An 18,489-nucleotide genomic window follows, 5' to 3' on the forward strand; every position below is an offset into this window, starting at 1 on the left:
GTAGCCTGAAACGGTGCGCATCGGGATCGTGACCGACTCGACCGCCGAGCTGTCGGCGGCGGAGGTCGACGCGCTCGGCGTCACGGTGGTGCCGCTGCAGGTGGTCATCGACGACACGTCGTACGACGCCTGCTCGCCCGAGGTCGCGCCGGACCGGATCGCGGAGGCGCTGCGCGCCAAGCGCTCGGTGAGCACCTCGCGCCCGGCCCCGGCCGCCTTCGGCCAGGTCTACGAGCGGCTGGCGGCCGAGGGCGCCGAGGCGATCGTCTCGATCCACCTGTCGGCCGAGGTCAGCGGCACCTTCGAGTCGGCTGAGCTCGCCGCGCGTACGGCGCCGGTCCCCGTGACGTGCGTCGACACCCGGCAGGTCGGCTTCGGCACGGGGTACGCCGCCGCCACCGCCGCGGCCGTGGTGATCGCCGGCGGGTCGGCCGAGGACGCCGCGAAGGCGGCCGTCGTGCGGTCCGAGGCGGCGCGCACACTGCTCTACGTCGACACCCTGGAGTACCTGCGCCGCGGCGGCCGGATCGGCGGGGCGTCCGCCCTGGTCGGCGGCGTGCTGGCGGTCAAGCCGCTGCTGGGGATCGAGGACGGTGTCATCGCGCCGGTCGCCAAGGTGCGGACCGCCGCGAAGGCGATCGCGCGGCTCGAGGAGCTCGCGGTCGACGCGGCCGGGGGCGCCCAGGTCGAGGTCGGGGTGGCCCACCTGGCGTCCGCCGAGCGGGCCCAGGCCTTCGCCGAGCGGCTCGCGGCGCGCTTGGGCGACCAGGTCATCGGCGAGCTGCGGTGCGTCGAGCTCGGCGGGGTGATCGGTGCCCACGTCGGGCCCGGGATGCTGGCCGTGTGCGTCGCGCCGGTCCTCTGAGCCTCCGATCACTCCTGCCACTCCGGTAACAGCCCGCGCCGGTTCGTCGGCGCTGCCCTGTGGAGTGCGGAGACCCGTCCACAGGGCGCGACCGCTCCTGCCGCTGATGTCCGCCCGCCTTCCTAGCGTCCTCGCATGCGTATCTCGCAGGGGAGCAACGGTGTCGATCCCGCCGACCGCGCCGCGCAGCGGCTGGCCCAGCTCGCGGCCGCGATCGAGGGTCGGGCGCCGGTGGCCGAGGACACCGAGCCGGCGGACGGGGCCGATCCGACGGCGCCGCGGTGGAGCGACCTGACCCGGGTGCGGGCGCCCGCGGACCCCGAGGCGAGGGCCGAGCCCACGGTGGTGCCCGAGCCGGGGCGGCATGCCACCCGACGCCGCGAGACCGACCTGCGCGCCGCGGTGCGCGAGCGATGGCCTTCGACCGGTCTGGTCGTGTCCCAGCACCTGACGGTGCTGGCGCTCGCGGTGGCCGTGACCATCGGAGGCACGGCGTGGTGGCTGCTGCGCGACCGCGGGTCGGTCGCGCCGGTGGCGATGACGACCAGCGCCTCGCCGCTCGTGCCCGCCGACGCCGCGCCGCTGACCGACGCGGCCTCGGCCTCGGCGGTGGCCGAGGCGGGTGATCCCACGGCGAGCGCCACGGTCGGCTCGGTCACGGTCGACGTCGTGGGGAGGGTCCGCCGTCCGGGGATCGCCGTGCTCCGGTCCGGCGCCCGGGTGGTCGACGCGATCCGGGCCGCTGGCGGGGCGCGGCACGGGGTGGACCTCTCGTCGCTGAACCTCGCGCGGGTGCTGGTCGACGGTGAGCAGATCGCGGTCGGCGTCGCAGGCGCGGCCGGCAGCGGGCCGGCGGGGTCGGTCGGGTCGGGCGGTGGCTCCGCCCCACCGGGAGGCCTGGTCAACCTGAACACGGCCACCCAGGACCAGCTCGAGACGCTGCCCGAGGTCGGTCCGGTCACGGCGCAGGCGATCCTCGCCTACCGCCAGCAGAACGGAGGCTTCACCAGCGTCGATCAGCTCCTCGACGTCCAGGGCATCGGCGACAAGACGATGGCTCAGCTGGAGCCCTATGTGACCGTGTGATGGCCGACCGTCACGACCTGCGCATGCCGCTCCTGGGGGTGGTGGCATGGGCGGCCGCGCTGGGGGTGTACGCCGGAGGGCCGGCGCCGTGGGTCCTGCTGGTGGCCCTCGGGCTGATCTCCGCACGCACCCGGGCTCCGCTGGTCGGCGCGGCGCTCGTGGTGGCGCTGGCCGTCTGCGGGGGAGCGGCGCTGCGGCACCGCGCCGCCAGCACCAGCCCGCTGGCCGGGTTGGCGGCGCGGCACGTGTCGGCGGACCTCGAGGCGACCGTCGTGTCGGATCCCCGCATCATCCACGGCCGGTGGGGCGACACGGCGATCGTGCGGATCAGGGTCCACCGGGTGGCGGTGGGCGGATCGACGTACACGATGGGCGCGGGGGCGGTCGTCTTCGGCGACCCGGACTGGATCGGCGTCGGCTGGGGCGACGTGATCCGGCTGCACGGGCACCTCGCCCCCGCCGACGACCCGGACACCTCGGCCATCGTCACCGGGCCGGACCCGCCGGTGCGCCTCCGGTCGCCCGATCCGTGGTGGCGGGGCGCGGCGGCGGTGCGGCACGGCATCCGCGACGCGGTCGCCGGCCGCCCGGACCAGCAGGCGGCACTCGTCGCTGGTCTCGTCGATGGCGACGACGCCGGGCTGACGCCGATCACCCAGTCGGACTTCCGCACGACCGGGCTGACCCACCTGACCGCGGTCAGTGGCACCAACCTGACGCTCATCGTGGGGTTCCTCCTCGCCCTCGCCCGGTGGGTCGGGGTCAAGGGTCGCTGGCTGCACGTGGTCGGCGTCCTCGGGATCGCCGGCTTCGTCCTCCTCGCGCGGACCGAGCCGAGCGTGCTGCGCGCCGCGGCGATGGGCACCGTGGGGCTGTTCGCCCTCGGCTCGGACGGTCGCCGTCGCGGGCTGCGCGCGCTCGGCGTCGCGGTGGTGGCGTTGATGCTGGTCCAGCCGGGGTTGGCCGTCTCCGCCGGGTTCGCACTGTCCGCGCTCGCGACGGCCGGGATCGTGCTGCTCGGGCCGCCCTTCACCCGGGCGCTGGGCCGCTGGCTGCCCCGGTCGGCCGCAGAGGCGGTCGCGATCCCGCTCGCGGCTCAGCTGGCCTGCACGCCGGTGATCGCGGCGCTGTCGGGTCAGGTCAGCGTGGTGGCGGTGGCGGCCAACCTGCTCGCGGCCCCCGTCGTCGGCCCCGCCACCGTGCTGGGCCTCCTCGGCGGCCTCGTCGACCTGGTGTGGCCCTGGGCGGGCCGTCTGGTGGCGCTGCCGGCCGCCTGGTGCGCCGCCTGGCTGCTGGGGGTGGCCGGGCACGGCGCCGCGCTCCCCGGCGCGGCGATCGGGTGGACCGCGACCGCGGTCTCGTTGGTGGTGCTGACCGTGCTCTGCATCGCAGCGGCGCTGCTGCTGCCCGCCCTGCTGCGCCGCCGCCGCTGGGCCCTGGCCGCGACCGCCCTGGTGGCCGCCTTCCTGCTCGGCGTCCCCGGCCGGATCTGGTCGCTGCCCGGCAGCTGGCCACCGGGCGGCTGGCTCATGGTCGCGTGCGACGTCGGCCAGGGCGACGCCCTCGCCGTGTCCGTGGGGCCGCACGCCGCGATCGTCGTCGACACCGGCCCCGACCCCACGATCGAGGACCGCTGCCTGGACCGGCTCGGGGTCCGGCAGGTGCCGCTGCTGGTCCTCACCCACTTCCACGCCGACCACGTCGACGGGCTCAGTGGAGCGCTCTCCGGGCGGCACGTGGGCGAGATCGAGACGACCGAGGTCCTCGATCCGCCCGAGGGCGTGCGGGTGGTCCAGGAGGCGGCGGCGCGCGCCGGCGTACCGGTCCGGGCGGCGCCGTACGGGCTCACCCGGCGCTACGGCGACGTCACCGTGCAGGTGCTCTACCCCGACCTGACCCACCCCGAGCCGGGCGCGGGCGACGGCAGCTCGGCCAACAACTCGAGTGTGGTCCTGCTCGTGGAGTCGCACGGGCTGCGGCTGCTGCTCACCGGCGACGTGGAGCCGCCGGGGCAGGCGCAACTGGCGCAGGCCTACCCGGGCCTGCACGTCGACGTGCTGAAGGTCCCGCACCACGGCTCGCGCTACCAGGACCCGGACTGGCTGACCTCGCTCCGGGCGCGGGTCGCGATCATCTCGGTCGGCAAGGACAACGACTACGGACACCCCGCGCAGAGCACCCTCGACGTCCTGCAACGCGCGGGCCTGGACGTGGCCCGCACCGACCAGGACGGCGGCGTGGCCGTGGTCGAGCGGGACGGCGGGCCCCAGCTGGTCACCGAGAACTAGGGCGTCGGCGGGGGACCCTAGACTTCCCCGCATGCGGGTCGACGAGGTGCTGGGGCGGGTCACCCTGGTGACCGGCAAGGAGGAGTTCCTCGGGGCCAGGGTCGTGGCGCAGGTCAAGGAGACCGTGCGCGGGCACGACGCCGAGGCCGAGATCTCTGACGCCGTCGCCGGCGACCTCAGCGGGGCCGGGCTGGACGAGCTGTCGGCCCCGTCGCTGTTCTCCGCGGTCCGCTGCGTCGTCGTCCAGGGCCTGGAGAACCTCCCCGACGAGTCCGTGGAGGGCCTGCTCCGCTACGCCGGCGCGCCCTCCGAGGACGTCGCGCTGGTGCTCGTGCACGGCGGCGGGCAGAAGGGCAGCGGGGTGCTGACCAAGCTCCGCAAGCTCAAGGCCGTCACCGAGCACAAGTCCGAGGAGCTGAAGCCCTCGGAGTTCCCCCAGTTCGTGGCCTCCGAGCTGCGCCGCCACGGTGCGGGCGCCGACCGGGAGGCGGCCGAGGTCCTCGTCGAGGCGGTCGGTCGCGACCTGCGCTCCCTGTCCGCAGCGGCCGGCCAGCTGGCCAGCGACTTCCCCGGGGAGAGGATCACCGAGGAGAAGGTACGTCGCTACTTCGGCGGCCGTGCCGAGGCCAAGTCCTTCGCCGTGGCCGACGCCGCGTTCGCCGGCCGCACCCAGGTGGCCCTGGAGGAGCTGCGCTGGGCGCTGGACACCGGCACCCCGGCGGTCCTGGTCACCTCGGCCTTCGCGGGCAGCGTGCGTGGCCTGGCGCGCCTCTCCGGCGCCCCGCGGGGCATGCGCGAGGCCGAGCTGGCCCGTGAGGTCGGCGTACCGCCCTGGAAGCTGCGCACGATCCGCGACCAGGCGCGGTCCTGGAGCGAGCCCGGCCTGGCGCGCGCGATCCGTGCGGTCGCCCAGGCCGACGCCGACATCAAGGGCGCGGCCAGCGACGCGAGCTACACCCTGGAGCGGCTCGTCCTCACCATCACCGGCCTGCGCTCCGGGCGCTGACCTGCCCGCGCCCCGGGCCGGCGCGGCCCCGAAATGACGAAAGCCGCCCCGAGGGGCGGCTGACGTCAGATGGCTGACCTCAGAGCGAGGCGGCCTTCTTGCTGATGGACGACTTGCGGTTCGCAGCCTGGTTCTTGTGGATGACGCCCTTGGAGACGGCCTTGTCCAGCAGGCGGTTGGCGGCCTTGCCGGCCTCGATCGCCTTGTCCTTGTCGCCGGCCTCGGCGGCCTCGCGGAACTTGCGGACGGCGGACTTCAGACCGGTCTTGACGGCCTTGTTGCGCTCGTGCGCCTTCTCGTTCTGCTTGTTGCGCTTGATCTGCGACTTGATGTTCGCCATGAGGTTCTGGTCGACCTTTCGTTATGCCTGGATGCGGTGAGACGCGCTCTCCCGGCCACTCTGGGGATGAGAGGGGAGGGGCCTCGAACACGCAGCCAGAAACGTTACCAGCGAGTCGTGCCGTCGCCGAATCAGCGGGCGAGGTCCCATCCGCGCCGCTCGGCCAGCCAGTCCAGGATCACCTCGCGCTGCCAGGCCTGGGCCCGGCGTACGTAGGGCGAGGTGGACGGGGTCGGCTGCGCTGCGCTGTGGGCGAAGTAGCCCAGGACGAGCGCGAGTACCGTGTCGATGTCGTCGGGAGCGACGGCGGACAGCAGGGGATGGGCGGCCAGGTGGGCCTCGACGTCGAGGCCGTCGCCGCGCGGTCCGACCAGCAGGATCAGCGAGTCGAGCCAGGCCGCTCCCATGACCGGCCAGTTCCAGTCGCACAGCGCGACCGAGCCGTCGTGGCGCACGATCAGGTTGTCGTCGCGTACGTCGGCGTGGACCAGCGTGTCGCCGGCGACCACGTCGGCGAACCGCGCCGCGAGCGCGCCGCATTCCGTTGCGAACGGCAGGTCGATCCGCTCCCACAGTCCGGGCCAGTCGGCCCAGTCGTCGACCGCCCGGTCCAGCCCGAGGCCCGGTGCCGGGGTGAGCGCGGCCGCCGCGTCGACGAGCATGTCGGAGGCCGCGGCCAGCTCGGCGGGGTCCCAGGGCCGCTGCGGGGCCCGGCCGTCGACGTACTCGGTCTCCAGCAGCATCCAGTCCTCGAACTCCTCGGCCCACAGCAGCCGCGGTGCGGGCGCGGTGGGTGGGAGCGAGCGGAGCCGTCGCGCCTCGATCCGGTACGACTCGGCGAACGCGCGCTGGGCCTTGACCGAGGCGGCCTTGACGAAGTGCCGGGTGCCGTCGGTGCCGAGCAGGACCGACGCGAAGCCGGGGGTGTAGCCGCCGCCCTGGGAGACGGCGTGCTCGACGGTCGTGCCGATGCGGTCCTCGACGCGGCGACGGACGGCCGGCGGAAGGTGCACCCAGTCCAGGCGTCGGGCGGTGCGGCCGTGCGGCAGCGGGTCCGGGATCCGGGCGCGGTGCGTGGTCACCGCGCCATCCTGTCAGCCGACCGCGCGGAACCGGCTCACCTCAGCGCGCCGCCGGCGCCAGTGTCGTGGTGTGCAGCGCGGCGCCGTCGACGCCGCGCAGCGTGACCGCGAGCTCGCCGGACGCCGCGTTGATCGCGACCTGGCCGAAGTACTGGTAGCCCTCCATCGGCGAGACGCTCGCCCGCGGCGGAGCCGCCACGAACACCGCCTCCGGACCGAAGGTGGGGTCCAGCGCGTTCGGACCGAAGCCGCCCGCGTTGAGCGGGCCGGAGACGAACTCCCAGAACGGGTCGAAGTCCTGGTAGGCGGCCCGGTCGGGGGAGTAGTGGTGCGCGGCCGTGTAGTGGACGTCGGCCGTCAACCAGACGTGGTTGCGCACGCCCGCGCGCTGGAAGGCCGTGAGCACCCGGGCGAGCTGCATCTCCCGGCCCAGGGGCGCCCCGGCCGCGCCGTTGGAGATGCTCTCCTGGTTCGGCTTGCCCTCCGTGCCGTCCGGTACGACGAGGCCGAGCGGCAGGTCGTTCGCGATGACCTTCCAGGTCGCCCGCGACGAGGTGACGCCGTCGATCAGCCAGCGCTCCTGCTCGGCGCCCAGGATGCCGCCGTCGTCGGTGGTCTCCACGTCGGTGGTGTTCGGGTCCTTGTGGCTGCGCATGTCGAGGACGAACAGGTCGAGCAGCGGGCCGAAGGAGAGCTTGCGGTAGACGCGGCCCAGGGAGTCCGGCGAGGCCGTGCCGGCCGGGATCCACTCGTGGAACGCCTGGCGCGCCATCGGCACCAGGTCGTCGACCCGGGTCCCGGCCGGGAAGCCGGCGCGGCCACTCAGGATCTCGCCGGGGTACCAGTTGTTGAGGACCTCGTGGTCGTCCCACTGCGCGATGATCCCGGTCTCGCCCAGCAGCGCCCGGTAGTTGTCGGCCATTATGTTGTACCGGTACTGGCCTCGGAAGTCGGCGAGCGTCGTCGAGACGGCCGTCTTCTCCTCGATGACGAGGTTGCGCCAGATCCGGCCGTCCGGGAGCGTCACGGTCTCGGAGACGGGCCCGTCGGCGTAGCAGTTGTCGCCGGAGCTGAGGAAGAAGTCGGCGTTCGCCGCCCGCATCGCATCGGCGATCCGGTAGCCGCCGAGGTCCGGGTTCACGCCCCAGCCCTGGCCGGCGATGTCGCCGGACCAGATGAAGGAGATGTCGCGACGGTCGGCGACGCCGCTGCGGAAGCTGCCGGTCACCGGCGCGGAGGTCGCGCGGTGGTTGGCCAGGTCGACGGCGGTGATCCGGTAGTGGATCCGCTCGCCCGACGGCAGCCCGCGCACGGGGATGCGCCCGGTGAGGTCGGTGTCCGGGGTGACGACCGGACCGGTCACGATCCGCGACCGGCGGAAGTCCGGGTCGCGGGAGATCTCGGCGACGAGTCGCGACGGGCGGTCGGCGCGCGACCACAGCGTCACCTGGCCTCCGACCGGGTCACCGGCCTGGACACCGTGGGTGAGCAGCGGCCGGTCGGCGCGCACGAGGCCGGCCGCGGTACGACGGGTGGCGGCGTCCGCCGTACCGCCGAGGAGGGTGGTGCCGGCTCCGAGGGCTGCTGCGCCGAGGAGCGTACGGCGTCCGAGGGTCGTCATGGGGCAACCCAACAGAGCCGCGGAGAACGGCGGGCGAGCGCGAGTTGAACCATGCGGGAGGTGTCGGCGTACGCCGGCGAATTCCTCCCGCTCCCCGTTGTTGCGACAATGGGCCCACCATGCCCGCCGTGCCTCTCTCCGCCGCCCCCCAGCCGGGCCGCACCGATCCGTCGGTCATCCGCAACTTCTGCATCATCGCGCACATCGACCACGGCAAGTCGACGCTCGCCGACCGGATGCTGCAGCTCACCGGCGTCGTCGGCGAGCGCGAGGCGAAGGCGCAGTACCTGGACCGGATGGACATCGAGCGCGAGCGCGGCATCACCATCAAGTCCCAGGCCGTCCGGATGCCGTGGGGAGTGGCCGAGGGCAACGAGCGCGGCGCCGAGCCCGGCACCTACGTGCTCAACATGATCGACACCCCGGGCCACGTCGACTTCACCTACGAGGTGAGTCGCAGCCTGCAGGCGTGCGAGGCCGCGATCCTGCTCGTCGACGCCGCCCAGGGCATCGAGGCCCAGACGCTGGCCAACCTCTACCTGGCCATGGGCGCCGACCTGCAGATCATCCCGGTGCTCAACAAGATCGACCTGCCCAGCGCCAACGTCGAGAAGTACGCCGAGGAGCTGGCCCACCTCGTGGGCTGCGAGGTCGAGGACGTCCTCCTCACGAGCGCCAAGACGGGTCTGGGCGTCGAGGCCCTGCTCGACGAGATCGTCAAGCAGGTCCCGCCGCCCGTCGGCGACCCCGCCGCCCCGGCCCGGGCGCTGATCTTCGACTCGGTCTACGACACCTACCGCGGCGTGGTCACCTACGTCCGGGTCGTCGACGGCCAGCTGACCCACCGCGACAAGATCAAGATGATGTCGACCGGTGCGACCCACGAGATGCTCGAGCTCGGCGTCATCTCCCCGGAGCCGGTCAAGGCGCCGTACATCGGCGTGGGGGAGACGGGCTACCTGATCACCGGCGTGAAGGACGTGCGGCAGTCGCGCGTCGGCGACACCGTCACCGGCCTGCACCAGAGCGCGACCGAGCCCCTCGGCGGGTACGAGCACCCCAACCCGATGGTGTACGCCGGCCTCTACCCGATCGACGGCGACGACTACCCGGTCCTCCGCGACGCGCTGGAGAAGCTCCAGCTCAACGACGCCGCGCTGACCTTCGAGCCGGAGACCTCGGGCGCGCTGGGCTTCGGCTTCCGCTGCGGCTTCCTGGGGCTGCTGCACATGGAGATCACCCGCGAGCGCCTCGAGCGCGAGTTCAACCTCGACCTGATCTCCACCGCCCCCAACGTGGTCTACGCGGTCACGATGGACGACGGCTCCGAGCACATCGTCACCAACCCGAGCGAGTACCCCGAGGGCAAGATCGCGGAGGTCCGCGAGCCGATCGTCAACGCCACGGTCCTCTCGCCGAGCGACTACATCGGCACGATCATGGAGCTGTGCCAGCAGAAGCGCGGCACGCTGCAGGGCATGGACTACCTGTCCGAGGACCGCGTGGAGATGCGCTACATCCTGCCCATGGGCGAGATCGCCTTCGACTTCTTCGACCAGCTCAAGTCCAAGACCAAGGGCTACGCCTCGCTGAACTACGAGTTCTCCGGCGACCAGGCCGCCGACCTGGTGAAGGTCGACATCCTGCTGCAGGGCGAGCCGGTCGACGCGTTCTCCGCGATCGTGCACAAGGAGGCGGCGTACTCCTACGGGCTGATGATGGCCGGGAAGCTCAAGGAGCTCATCCCGAGGCAGCAGTTCGAGGTGCCGATCCAGGCCGCCATCGGCGCCCGGGTGATCGCCCGCGAGACCATCCGCGCCATCCGCAAGGACGTGCTCGCCAAGTGCTACGGCGGTGACATCACCCGCAAGCGCAAGCTGCTGGAGAAGCAGAAGGAGGGCAAGAAGCGGATGAAGATGGTCGGCCGCGTCGAGGTCCCCCAGGAGGCGTTCGTCGCCGCGCTCTCCACCACCCAGCCCAGCGGGGACAAGCCCAAGAAGTGACCGGCGCGTCCGACCGGGCCGCCGCGATCCTCGAGGAGTGGCGGCTGATCCCGGACGGCGCACCGCTGGCCGGTACGACGGCGCAGGTGCTGCCGGTCCGCACCGACACCGGGGAGCGGGCGGTCCTGAAGGTCGGCCGCGCGCGCACCGACGAGCACCTCGCGCTGCAGCGCTGGGGCGGCAGGGGAGCGGCCCGCATGCTCCGCGCCGACCCGGGACGTGGCGCACTGCTCCTGGAGCGCCTCGAGCCCGAGGATCTGGGCGAGCGCTGGGACGTCCAGGCCTGCGAGGTCGTCGGCGACCTCTACCGGCTCGTGCACGTCGCGGCCGGACCCCAGCTCGCGCCGCTGTCGTTCCTGTGCCGCGCCTGGGCCGGCGAGCTGTCCGTCGCCGACCTGCCATTGCCGCGCCGCATGGTCGAGCAAGCACGCGCCCTCGCCGGCGACTTCGCCACCGACGAGGCCACCGACGGGGTGCTCGTGCACACCGACCTCCACTACGGACACGTCCTCGCGGCCCCGACCGGCGACGGCTGGCGGGCGATCGCGCCGAAGCCGCTGTCCGGCGACCCGCACTACGAGCCCGCCCCACTGCTGTGGAGCAGGTGGGACGAGCTCGAGGGGCGGGTCCGCTCCGGCGTACGCGACCGCTTCCTGGCCGTCGTCGACACGGCCGGCCTGGACGAGCACCGGGCCCGGGACTGGGTGATCGTGCGGACCGTGGTCGCCGTACTGGAGGAGGTCCGCGACAGCGCGGCCCCCGACAGGGCGCGGATCACGGCCCTGCTCGCGATCGCCAAGGCCGTCCAGGACTGAGCGCGCCCGTCCGCCGGCGGGACGAAGGACCCGTACTCGGCGACCAAAGCCTCTGCTCCCGGGCTCCACCTCTTCCTAGCGTCGAAGACATCAGCGAACTCGACGAAGGGAATCAGTCATGCGCAAGAGGGTGCTCGTACTCGGCGGCAACTTCGGCGGCCTCACGGCCGCGTTGGCCGTCCACCACGAGCTGGAAGGGGACGTGGACGTCACGGTGATCTCCAAGGACGACCACTTCCTGTTCACCCCCAGCCTGATCTGGCTCCCGTTCGGCAAGCGCGACCGGGAGGACATCACGTTCCCGATCGCTCCGGTGCTCCACGAGCACGGCATCTCGTTCATCCATGAGGCCGTGACCCGGCTCGACCCGGTCACTCGCGAGGTCTTCCTCAAGGACGGGCGCATGCTGCACTACGACTATGCCGTGATCGCGACCGGCTATCGCAACAAGGAGGACGTGGTCCCCGGCTTCACCGAGAACGCGGTCACGATCACGACCCTGCCGCAGGCCGAGCGGGCGGGCAAGGCCTGGTCGCGCTTCCTCGAGCACCCCGGAGACGTCGTGGTCGCTGCCACCCAGGGAGCCGGCTGCTTCGGGGCGGCGTACGAGTTCCTGTTCAACACCGCCCACCAGCTGCACAAGGCGGGCCTGCGCGACCGGGTCAAGCTGACCTACGTCACCGCGGAGCCCTTCCTGGGCCACTTCGGCATCGGCGGCCTCCCGCACGGCGAGGCACTGCTCGGCAGCTTCTTGAAGCACGAGGGCATCGAGTCGCGCGTCGGTGTCGGTCTGGACCACATCGACGCCGGTGCACTGGCCCTCGCCGACGGCGAGCGGCTGCCGTTCTCCTACGCCATGGTGGTCCCCCCGTTCCTCGGGCAGGACTTCCTGCGCGACGCCGACGGCATCGCCGACGACAAGGGCTTCATCAAGGTGCGTGACACCTACCAGACCGACAAGTACGACGACCTGTACGCCGTCGGGGTGGCTGCCGCGGTGGATGCTCCGTGGCAGACGCCGACGCCCGTGGGCGTGCCCAAGACCGGCTTCCCGACCGAGATGATGGCCCACCTGGCCGCGGCGAACATCGCGGCGCAGATCCGCGGGGAGGCACCTCACGAGGGGCGGGCGTTCGGCGACATGAAGGCGGTGTGCGTGATGGACGCCGGCAACAACGGCGTGGTCATCCTCGCCGACAAGATGTTCCCGCCGCGCAAGCACGGTGTCCTCATCCCCGGGCCGCAGGCCCACCTGATGAAGCTGGGGTTCGAGAAGTACTACCTGTGGAAGATGCGCCACGGCTACGTCACACTGCCCTGAGGCGCTACCGTCGAGGAGATGGCCTCTCCGGGACGCAAGCGCGCGTACTTCCTGATCATGGGCACCTGCCTGGTACTCATCGTGCTGGCTTGGTTCGTCGTCCGGCTGTTCTCGACGCCCGCGGCGATCGCGATGAGCGTCGTCGCGGCCGTGCTGCCGCCGATCGCGGCCATCACGGCCAACTGGCGCGAGGACAGCGACGGCTGAGGAGTTCCAGAAATCTCGGCCCGCCGTGCAACCCCGAGCGGCCGGAGCGCGTCAACCCTGGTGTCCGCACAGACCCTTCCGGGAGGAACCCCATGCTGAGGAACGCGACCCGCGTCCTGCTCTCCACCCTCGCCCTCGGCGCCGTCGTGGCCGCCACCTCCGGCGGTACGGCGAACGCCACCGACCCCCGAGCCGCGACCAGGACCCTCGACCACACCGCCCGCGCCGTCGTCCGGCCCGTCACGAGCACGGGGACCGCGGCCGCCGGCTACACCGTGCACCGCGAGGCCGGGTCGACGAGCTGCTGGTCCCAGGCCACCACGTCGGTCAGCGGCAAGGTCGACACCTGCTACCCGACGGCGTACTACTTCCCGTCCTGCTGGAAGTCCGCGAACCACACCGCGCTGTGCCTGCGCTACGTGTCGGACACCGAGCTGGTGCGGATCCGCTACAGCGGCACCTTCGCGGCCAAGCGTCCGGTACTGCACCCCTCGCCGCAGCGGCTGACGCTGCTCGGCGGCGCGACCTGCGACATCCGCATCGGTGGCGCGTGGGGCGTGCCGCCCACCCACCCGAACTGGGTCGGCTGGTACTCCTGCACCAACGGATCGGTCTACGGCCCGCCCGACGGGGACGGGGTCGACCGGTCCCAGCCGGTCTGGCGGGTCCACATCATGGGCAAGGACGGCTCACTGGTCACCCGGCGGGTCGCGAAGGCGACGTACGTCGGAACGGCGTCCTGAGGCAGCCCCAGAGACCAACAAGAGGCCGCGCCATGTCCTGAGAGAGAATCGGGGCATGGCGCGGATTGTCTCTGTGAATGTCGGGAGGTCGGTCGAGGTCGACTGGGCCGGCTCGGTCGGTCGCAGCTCCATCGACAAGCGGCCCGTCGACGGCCCGGTCGCGGTCGGCCCGCTCGGGCTGGAGGGCGACTCCGTCTCCGACGTCGACCACCACGGTGGCCTCGACCAGGCCGTCTACGCCTACGCCCGCGAGGACCTCGACTTCTGGGTGGGCGAGCTGCAGCAGCCGATCCCGCCGGGCCAGTTCGGCGAGAACCTGACGACCGAGGGCATCGGCCTCAACGCCGCGATCGTCGGCACCCGGCTGCGGATCGGCACCGCGCTGCTGGAGATCTGCTCGATCCGTACGCCGTGCAACACCTTCAAGGGCTGGCAGGGCGCGAGCGGGTACGACGACACGCACTGGGTCAAGCGCTTCATGCAGGCCCGCCGCCCCGGCCCGTACCTCCGCGTGCTGGAGCCGGGCCTGCTGGCCGCCGGTGACGAGATCACGATCGAGACGGTCCCGGGCCACGGCGTCAGCGTCGTCGACCTGTTCGTCGCGTTGAACCTCGACCACTCCCGGCTGCCCGAGCTGCGGGCGATCGAGGACCTCGCGACGGAACCGGCGCGCAAGCTCGCCGCCCACCTCGAACGCGCCTGATTCCTACCGACCGGTACAAAGACGGCGGACGTGCTCTAGGTTTGGGGCGATATATCCCCTCTCGTTCCGAACGTTCAGGAGCCTCAGTGGCCGTCAGCTTCGACACCAGCTTCCTCGACCGGATGCCGCAGAACTGCGCGGCGCAGTTCCTCGACCGTGTCGAGATGAACCCCGAGAAGGAGGCGTTCCGCTTCCCCGTCGGCGAGCGGTGGGAGTCGCGCACGTGGCGCCAGTCGGGCGATGAGGTACGCCGGCTCGCGGCCGGCCTGCTCGCGCTGGGCCTGGAGTCCGAGCAGCGCGTCGGCATCGCGTCGAACACCAACTACGAGTGGATCCTGGCCGACCTCGCCAACATGTGCGCGGGCGCCGCCACGACGACGGTGTACCCCTCGACCAACGGCGCCGACACGGCGTACATCCTCAGCGACTCCGAGTGCCGCTTCGCGTTCCTCGAGGACGCGAGCCAGCTGGCCAAGGTGCAGGAGCACCGCGCCGAGGTGCCCGGCCTGGAGAAGGTCATCGTCTTCGACTCCTCGTGCGCCGACGGCGACTGGGTGATCGGCATGGACGACCTCAAGGCGCTGGGGGAGAAGTACCTCGCCGAGCACCCGACCGCCATCGACGACCTCGCCCGGTCGATCTCGGCCGACCAGCTGTGCATGCTCGTCTACACCTCCGGCACGACCGGCAAGCCCAAGGGCGTGCGCTCGATCCACCGCGCGTGGGTCTTCGAGGGCGAGGCCATCAAGGCGCAGAACATCCTCAGCACCGACGACCTCGAGTTCCGCTGGCTGCCGATGTCGCACGTGTTCGGCAAGGTGCTGATGTCGGCCCAGCTCGCGTGCGGCTTCGCCTGTGCGATCGACGGCCGTGTCGACCGGATCGTCGACAACCTCGGCATCGTCAAGCCGACCTTCATGGGCGCAGCGCCGCGCATCTTCGAGAAGGCCTACGCCCGCATCATCACGATGCAGCAGACCGAGGGCGGCCTGAAGGAGAAGCTGTTCAACCGCGCCTTCGCCGTCGGCCTGAAGTACGACGAGGCCGCCCGCGCGGGCAAGGTCAACCCGCTGCTCAAGCTCGAGCACGACCTGTTCGACAAGCTGGTCTTCAGCAAGGTCCGCGAGCGGTTCGGCGGACGGGTCCGGTTCTTCATCTCCGGCTCCGCGGCCCTCAACGCCGACATCGCGGCCTGGTTCCACGCCGCCGGCATCCTGATCCTCGAGGGCTACGGCATGACCGAGAACGCCGCGGGCGCCACGGTGAACCACCCGGACGCCTACAAGATGGGCACCGTCGGGCTGCCGATCCCGGGCACCGAGGTCCGCATCGGCGAAGGCGGCGAGGTGCAGCTCAAGGGCCCGCACATCATGGTCGGCTACCACCACCGACCGGACGCCACGGCCGAGGCGATGACCGAGGACGGCTGGCTGCGCACCGGCGACAAGGGCGAGATCGACGCCGACGGCTTCCTGAAGATCACCGGCCGGATCAAGGAGCTCTTCAAGACCTCCGGCGGCAAGTACGTCGCCCCGCCGGCCATCGAGGCCAAGATGAAGACCATCTGCCCCTACGTCAGCCAGTTCATGGTCTTCGGCGCCGAGCGCAACTTCGTCTCCGCCCTGGTCACCCTCGACCCCGACGAGATCGCCGAATGGGCCACGCAGCACGGTCTCGAGGGCATGTCCTACAGCGACCTGGCGCGCAACGAGAAGGTGCGCGAGATGATCGGCGAGCACGTCGACCAGCTCAACGCCTCGCTGAACCGCTGGGAGACCATCAAGCGCTGGGAGCTGCTCGACCACGACCTGACCATCGAGTCCGGCGAGCTGACCCCGTCGCTCAAGGTCAAGCGCGCCGTGGTCGAGGCCAACAACAAGGACCTCATCGACAGCTTCTACGGGGGCTGAGGCGCGCCGTAGGCTCCTGGCATGAGCTGGAAGTTCTGGAAGTCCGACACGGAGCAGACCGAGGCGGAGCGCAGCCTGGACCGACTCGGGTCCGGGGGCTCGGCCGCCCCGTCCTGGCGACCGGACCCCAGCGCTCCGACCGGGTCGGGCTTCACGATGGAGGTCGAGGACGTCTTCTCGATCACCGGGCGGGGCACCGTCGTCACCGGCAGCATCGCGACGGGGACGCTGACCGTCGGGCAGACGGTCTGCTTCCTCGACGCGCGGGGCAAGGAGCGCGGTGCCCGCGTCAACGGCATCGAGATGTTCCGCCGGATCGTCGACACCGCCGGTGAGGGCGACGCCGTCGGGCTGCTCCTCGACGGTGTCGCGCGTGAGGACGTCCTCCGCGGCGCGCTCCTGCGCAGCGAGCGGTGAGCCTCGGGTTCTATGTCCACGTGCCGTTCTGCTCGGTGCGCTGCGGCTACTGCGACTTCAACACCTACACCGCGACCGAGCTCGGCGGCGGCGGCTCGCAGGCCGAGTACGCCGGGCAGGCGATCGCCGAGGTCGCGCTGGCCGCCGCTCGGCTGAGCGGGCGTCAGGTGGACACGGTCTTCTTCGGCGGGGGTACGCCGACCCAGCTGCCCGCCGCCGACCTCGTGTCCATCCTCGGGGCGATCGACGAGCGGGTCGGGCTCGCGCCGGACGCCGAGGTGACCACCGAGGCCAACCCCGACTCCGTGAACCGAGAGTCGCTGGCCGCGCTGCGTGCCGGCGGCTTCAACCGGATCTCCTTCGGCATGCAGTCGGCCGTGCCGCACGTGCTGCGCGTGCTCGACCGCACCCACGACCCGGCGCGGGTGCCGCTGGTGGTCGCGTGGGCCCGCGAGGCCGGCTTCGAGCAGATCAGCCTGGACCTGATCTACGGGACGCCGGGGGAGTCCGCGGAGGACTGGCGGACCTCGCTGGAGGCCGCGCTGGCGTGCGAGCCCGACCACGTCTCGGCGTACTCGCTGATCGTGGAGGACGGCACCGCGCTCGGCCGTCGCGTCCGGCGCGGGGAGCTGCCGATGCCGGACGAGGACGACCTCGCCGACAAGTACGCGCAGGCGGACCACGCGCTGCGCGCCGCCGGGCTGGAGTGGTACGAGGTGTCCAACTGGGCGCGCGACGACGACGCCCGCTGCCGGCACAACCTCGGCTACTGGCGCAGCGGCGACTGGTGGGGGATCGGGCCGGGCGCGCACTCGCACCTGGCCGGCCGCCGCTGGTGGAACGTCAAGCACCCGCGTGCGTACGCCGAGCGGCTGGCCGCCGGCGGATCGCCCGAGGCCGACTCGGAGACCCTCGACGCCGAGACCCGCCGGGTGGAGCGGGTGCTGCTCGAGGTCCGGCTGCGCGAGGGTCTGCCCGCCGGCGTACTCGACGACGCGGGACGCGCGGCGCTGCCCGACCTCGTGGCCCGCGGCCTCATCCACGCGCCCACCGACGACGGCACCGGCCAGAGGGTCCGCCTCACCGACGCCGGCCGCCTCCTCGCCGACGGCGTCGTCCGCGACCTCCTCTGATGCCGAGTTCAGACGTGTGGTCAGCCGAAGCCAGGGTCTCGGTCGACCACAATTCTGAACTCGCGCTCAGGTGGTCACGAAGTCGATGAGCTCCTCGACCCGCCCGAGGAGGGCGGGCTCGAGGTCGTCGAAGGAGCCGACCCGGCCCAGGATGGTCTGCCAGGCGCGGGCGATGTCGGCCTGCTCGGCGTACGGCCAGCCCAGGTGGCGGCAGACGCCCTTCTTCCACTCGATGTCACGGGGGATGATCGGCCACGCCCGCAGTCCGAGACGGTCGGGCTTGACCGCCTGCCAGACGTCGACGAACGGGTGGCCGACGATGAGGACGCTGTCGCCGTAGGGGCCGCGCGCGATGGCGTCGGCGATCCGCGACTCCTTGGAGCCGGCGACGAGGTGGTCGACGAGCACGCCGACCTTGCGGTCCGGACCCGGCTGGAAGTCGCGCAGGTGGGCGTCGAGGTCGTCGACTCCGCCGAGGTACTCCACGACCACGCCCTCGATCCGCAGGTCGTCGCCCCAGACCTTCTCGACCAGCTCGGCGTCGTGCCGGCCCTCGACGAAGATCCGGCTCGCCCGGGCGACCCGGGCGCGCGCGTCGTGCACGGCGATCGAGCCGGAGGCGGTGCGGGTCGGCTTCGCGGGCGCAGCGACCCGGATCGGCGCGGTGAGGATCACGGGCTTGCCCTCGAGCAGGAAGCCCGGGCCCAGCTCGAAGGTACGGCGCTTGCCCCGGCGGTCCTCGAGGGTCACGGTGTCGATGTCACGGTCGACCGCGACGATCTCGCCGCACCAGTCGGTCATGACCTCCTCGACCACCAGCCCGAGCTCGGCCGGCGTCTCGACCGCGCGCCCGCGCTTGGGCACCTTCCAGTCCCCGCTGAGTACGTCGGTGCCATAGCGATCCACGACGGGAAACGCTAGGCCGTCCGGGGTGACGTCGGGACTCGGC

General features: G+C 72.2%; 17 protein-coding genes. 13 read left to right on the forward strand and 4 right to left on the reverse strand.

What is annotated here, in order from left to right; all coding sequences use genetic code 11:
* Window positions 1-13: 13 nt before the first annotated feature.
* The 4 genes from ACYU8V_RS08015 (at window position 14) to holA (ending at window position 5,245) form a co-directional block, all read left to right on the forward strand.
* Window positions 14-865, forward strand: coding sequence for a DegV family protein (locus tag ACYU8V_RS08015; RefSeq protein WP_460846480.1), 852 nt, complete (start codon window positions 14-16; stop codon window positions 863-865).
* Window positions 866-1,000: 135 nt separating this feature from the next.
* Window positions 1,001-1,951: a helix-hairpin-helix domain-containing protein gene (locus ACYU8V_RS08020; RefSeq protein ID WP_460846482.1), complete on the forward strand. Its 951-nt coding sequence runs from the start codon at window positions 1,001-1,003 to the stop codon at window positions 1,949-1,951.
* Window positions 1,951-4,239 (forward strand): ComEC/Rec2 family competence protein, encoded by a 2,289-nt coding sequence (locus tag ACYU8V_RS08025; RefSeq protein WP_460846484.1) that lies wholly within the window; start codon window positions 1,951-1,953, stop codon window positions 4,237-4,239. The genes ACYU8V_RS08020 and ACYU8V_RS08025 overlap by 1 nt, the downstream gene beginning before the upstream one ends.
* A gap of 31 nt (window positions 4,240-4,270) precedes the next feature.
* Window positions 4,271-5,245 (forward strand): DNA polymerase III subunit delta, encoded by a 975-nt coding sequence (gene holA / locus ACYU8V_RS08030; RefSeq protein WP_460846485.1) that lies wholly within the window; start codon window positions 4,271-4,273, stop codon window positions 5,243-5,245.
* Window positions 5,246-5,324: 79 nt separating this feature from the next.
* On the opposite strand, the gene rpsT is transcribed toward holA, so the two are convergent.
* The 3 genes from rpsT to ACYU8V_RS08045 form a co-directional block, all read right to left on the reverse strand.
* A complete protein-coding gene (rpsT, locus tag ACYU8V_RS08035) occupies window positions 5,325-5,585 on the reverse strand; it encodes a 30S ribosomal protein S20 (protein WP_460846487.1) in 261 nt (86 codons plus the stop codon).
* 131 nt (window positions 5,586-5,716) lie between these two features.
* Window positions 5,717-6,667: a phosphotransferase family protein gene (locus tag ACYU8V_RS08040; RefSeq protein WP_460846489.1), complete on the reverse strand. Its 951-nt coding sequence runs from the start codon at window positions 6,665-6,667 to the stop codon at window positions 5,717-5,719.
* 40 nt (window positions 6,668-6,707) lie between these two features.
* Window positions 6,708-8,288 (reverse strand): alkaline phosphatase D family protein, encoded by a 1,581-nt coding sequence (locus tag ACYU8V_RS08045; RefSeq protein ID WP_460846490.1) that lies wholly within the window; start codon window positions 8,286-8,288, stop codon window positions 6,708-6,710.
* A gap of 119 nt (window positions 8,289-8,407) precedes the next feature.
* Here ACYU8V_RS08045 and lepA point away from each other — a divergent pair, with 119 nt between their 5' ends.
* The 9 genes from lepA to hemW all read left to right on the forward strand — a co-directional run bounded on the left by lepA (window position 8,408) and on the right by hemW (window position 17,540).
* Entirely contained in the window at window positions 8,408-10,291 is a 1,884-nt protein-coding gene (gene lepA, locus ACYU8V_RS08050) for a translation elongation factor 4 (RefSeq protein ID WP_460846492.1), read from the forward strand.
* Window positions 10,288-11,106 carry an aminoglycoside phosphotransferase family protein gene (locus ACYU8V_RS08055; protein ID WP_460846493.1) on the forward strand — a complete coding sequence of 273 codons (819 nt, stop codon included), beginning with the start codon at window positions 10,288-10,290 and terminating at the stop codon, window positions 11,104-11,106. Before lepA ends, ACYU8V_RS08055 begins: the two co-directional genes overlap by 4 nt.
* Before the next feature lie 118 nt (window positions 11,107-11,224).
* On the forward strand, window positions 11,225-12,427 hold the full coding sequence (locus tag ACYU8V_RS08060) for an NAD(P)/FAD-dependent oxidoreductase (protein ID WP_460846494.1): 1,203 nt from the start codon (window positions 11,225-11,227) through the stop codon (window positions 12,425-12,427).
* Window positions 12,428-12,445: 18 nt separating this feature from the next.
* A complete protein-coding gene (locus ACYU8V_RS08065; RefSeq protein WP_460846496.1) occupies window positions 12,446-12,634 on the forward strand; it encodes a DUF3099 domain-containing protein in 189 nt (62 codons plus the stop codon).
* 92 nt (window positions 12,635-12,726) lie between these two features.
* Window positions 12,727-13,377, forward strand: coding sequence for a hypothetical protein (locus ACYU8V_RS08070; protein ID WP_460846497.1), 651 nt, complete (start codon window positions 12,727-12,729; stop codon window positions 13,375-13,377).
* Window positions 13,378-13,450: 73 nt separating this feature from the next.
* Window positions 13,451-14,080, forward strand: a complete 630-nt coding sequence (locus ACYU8V_RS08075) for an MOSC domain-containing protein (protein WP_460846499.1) — start codon at window positions 13,451-13,453, stop codon at window positions 14,078-14,080.
* 86 nt (window positions 14,081-14,166) lie between these two features.
* Window positions 14,167-15,990, forward strand: a complete 1,824-nt coding sequence (locus ACYU8V_RS08080; protein WP_460846500.1) for an AMP-dependent synthetase/ligase — start codon at window positions 14,167-14,169, stop codon at window positions 15,988-15,990.
* Window positions 15,991-16,011: 21 nt separating this feature from the next.
* Entirely contained in the window at window positions 16,012-16,407 is a 396-nt protein-coding gene (locus ACYU8V_RS08085; RefSeq protein ID WP_460846502.1) for an EF-Tu/IF-2/RF-3 family GTPase, read from the forward strand.
* The gene (gene hemW, locus ACYU8V_RS08090; protein WP_460846504.1) at window positions 16,404-17,540 is read left to right on the forward strand and encodes a radical SAM family heme chaperone HemW; all 1,137 of its coding nucleotides are present in this window, start codon (window positions 16,404-16,406) and stop codon (window positions 17,538-17,540) included. Before ACYU8V_RS08085 ends, hemW begins: the two co-directional genes overlap by 4 nt.
* 66 nt (window positions 17,541-17,606) lie before the next feature.
* Here hemW and ACYU8V_RS08095 read toward each other — a convergent pair whose 3' ends face one another.
* Window positions 17,607-18,446, reverse strand: coding sequence for a DUF3097 domain-containing protein (locus ACYU8V_RS08095; protein ID WP_460846505.1), 840 nt, complete (start codon window positions 18,444-18,446; stop codon window positions 17,607-17,609).
* Between the last annotated feature and the right edge of the window lie 43 nt (window positions 18,447-18,489).

It is taken from the genome of Nocardioides ultimimeridianus, assembly GCF_054777895.1.

Coding starts and splice junctions, on each gene's coding strand:
- ACYU8V_RS08020 (WP_460846482.1), top strand. CDS start 1,001: ATGCGTATCTCGCAGGGGAGCAACGGTGTCGATCCCGCCGACCGCGCC.
- ACYU8V_RS08025 (WP_460846484.1), top strand. CDS start 1,951: ATGGCCGACCGTCACGACCTGCGCATGCCGCTCCTGGGGGTGGTGGCA.
- holA (WP_460846485.1), top strand. CDS start 4,271: ATGCGGGTCGACGAGGTGCTGGGGCGGGTCACCCTGGTGACCGGCAAG.
- rpsT (WP_460846487.1), bottom strand. CDS start 5,585: ATGGCGAACATCAAGTCGCAGATCAAGCGCAACAAGCAGAACGAGAAG.
- ACYU8V_RS08045 (WP_460846490.1), bottom strand. CDS start 8,288: ATGACGACCCTCGGACGCCGTACGCTCCTCGGCGCAGCAGCCCTCGGA.
- lepA (WP_460846492.1), top strand. CDS start 8,408: ATGCCCGCCGTGCCTCTCTCCGCCGCCCCCCAGCCGGGCCGCACCGAT.
- ACYU8V_RS08060 (WP_460846494.1), top strand. CDS start 11,225: ATGCGCAAGAGGGTGCTCGTACTCGGCGGCAACTTCGGCGGCCTCACG.
- ACYU8V_RS08065 (WP_460846496.1), top strand. CDS start 12,446: ATGGCCTCTCCGGGACGCAAGCGCGCGTACTTCCTGATCATGGGCACC.
- ACYU8V_RS08070 (WP_460846497.1), top strand. CDS start 12,727: ATGCTGAGGAACGCGACCCGCGTCCTGCTCTCCACCCTCGCCCTCGGC.
- ACYU8V_RS08085 (WP_460846502.1), top strand. CDS start 16,012: ATGAGCTGGAAGTTCTGGAAGTCCGACACGGAGCAGACCGAGGCGGAG.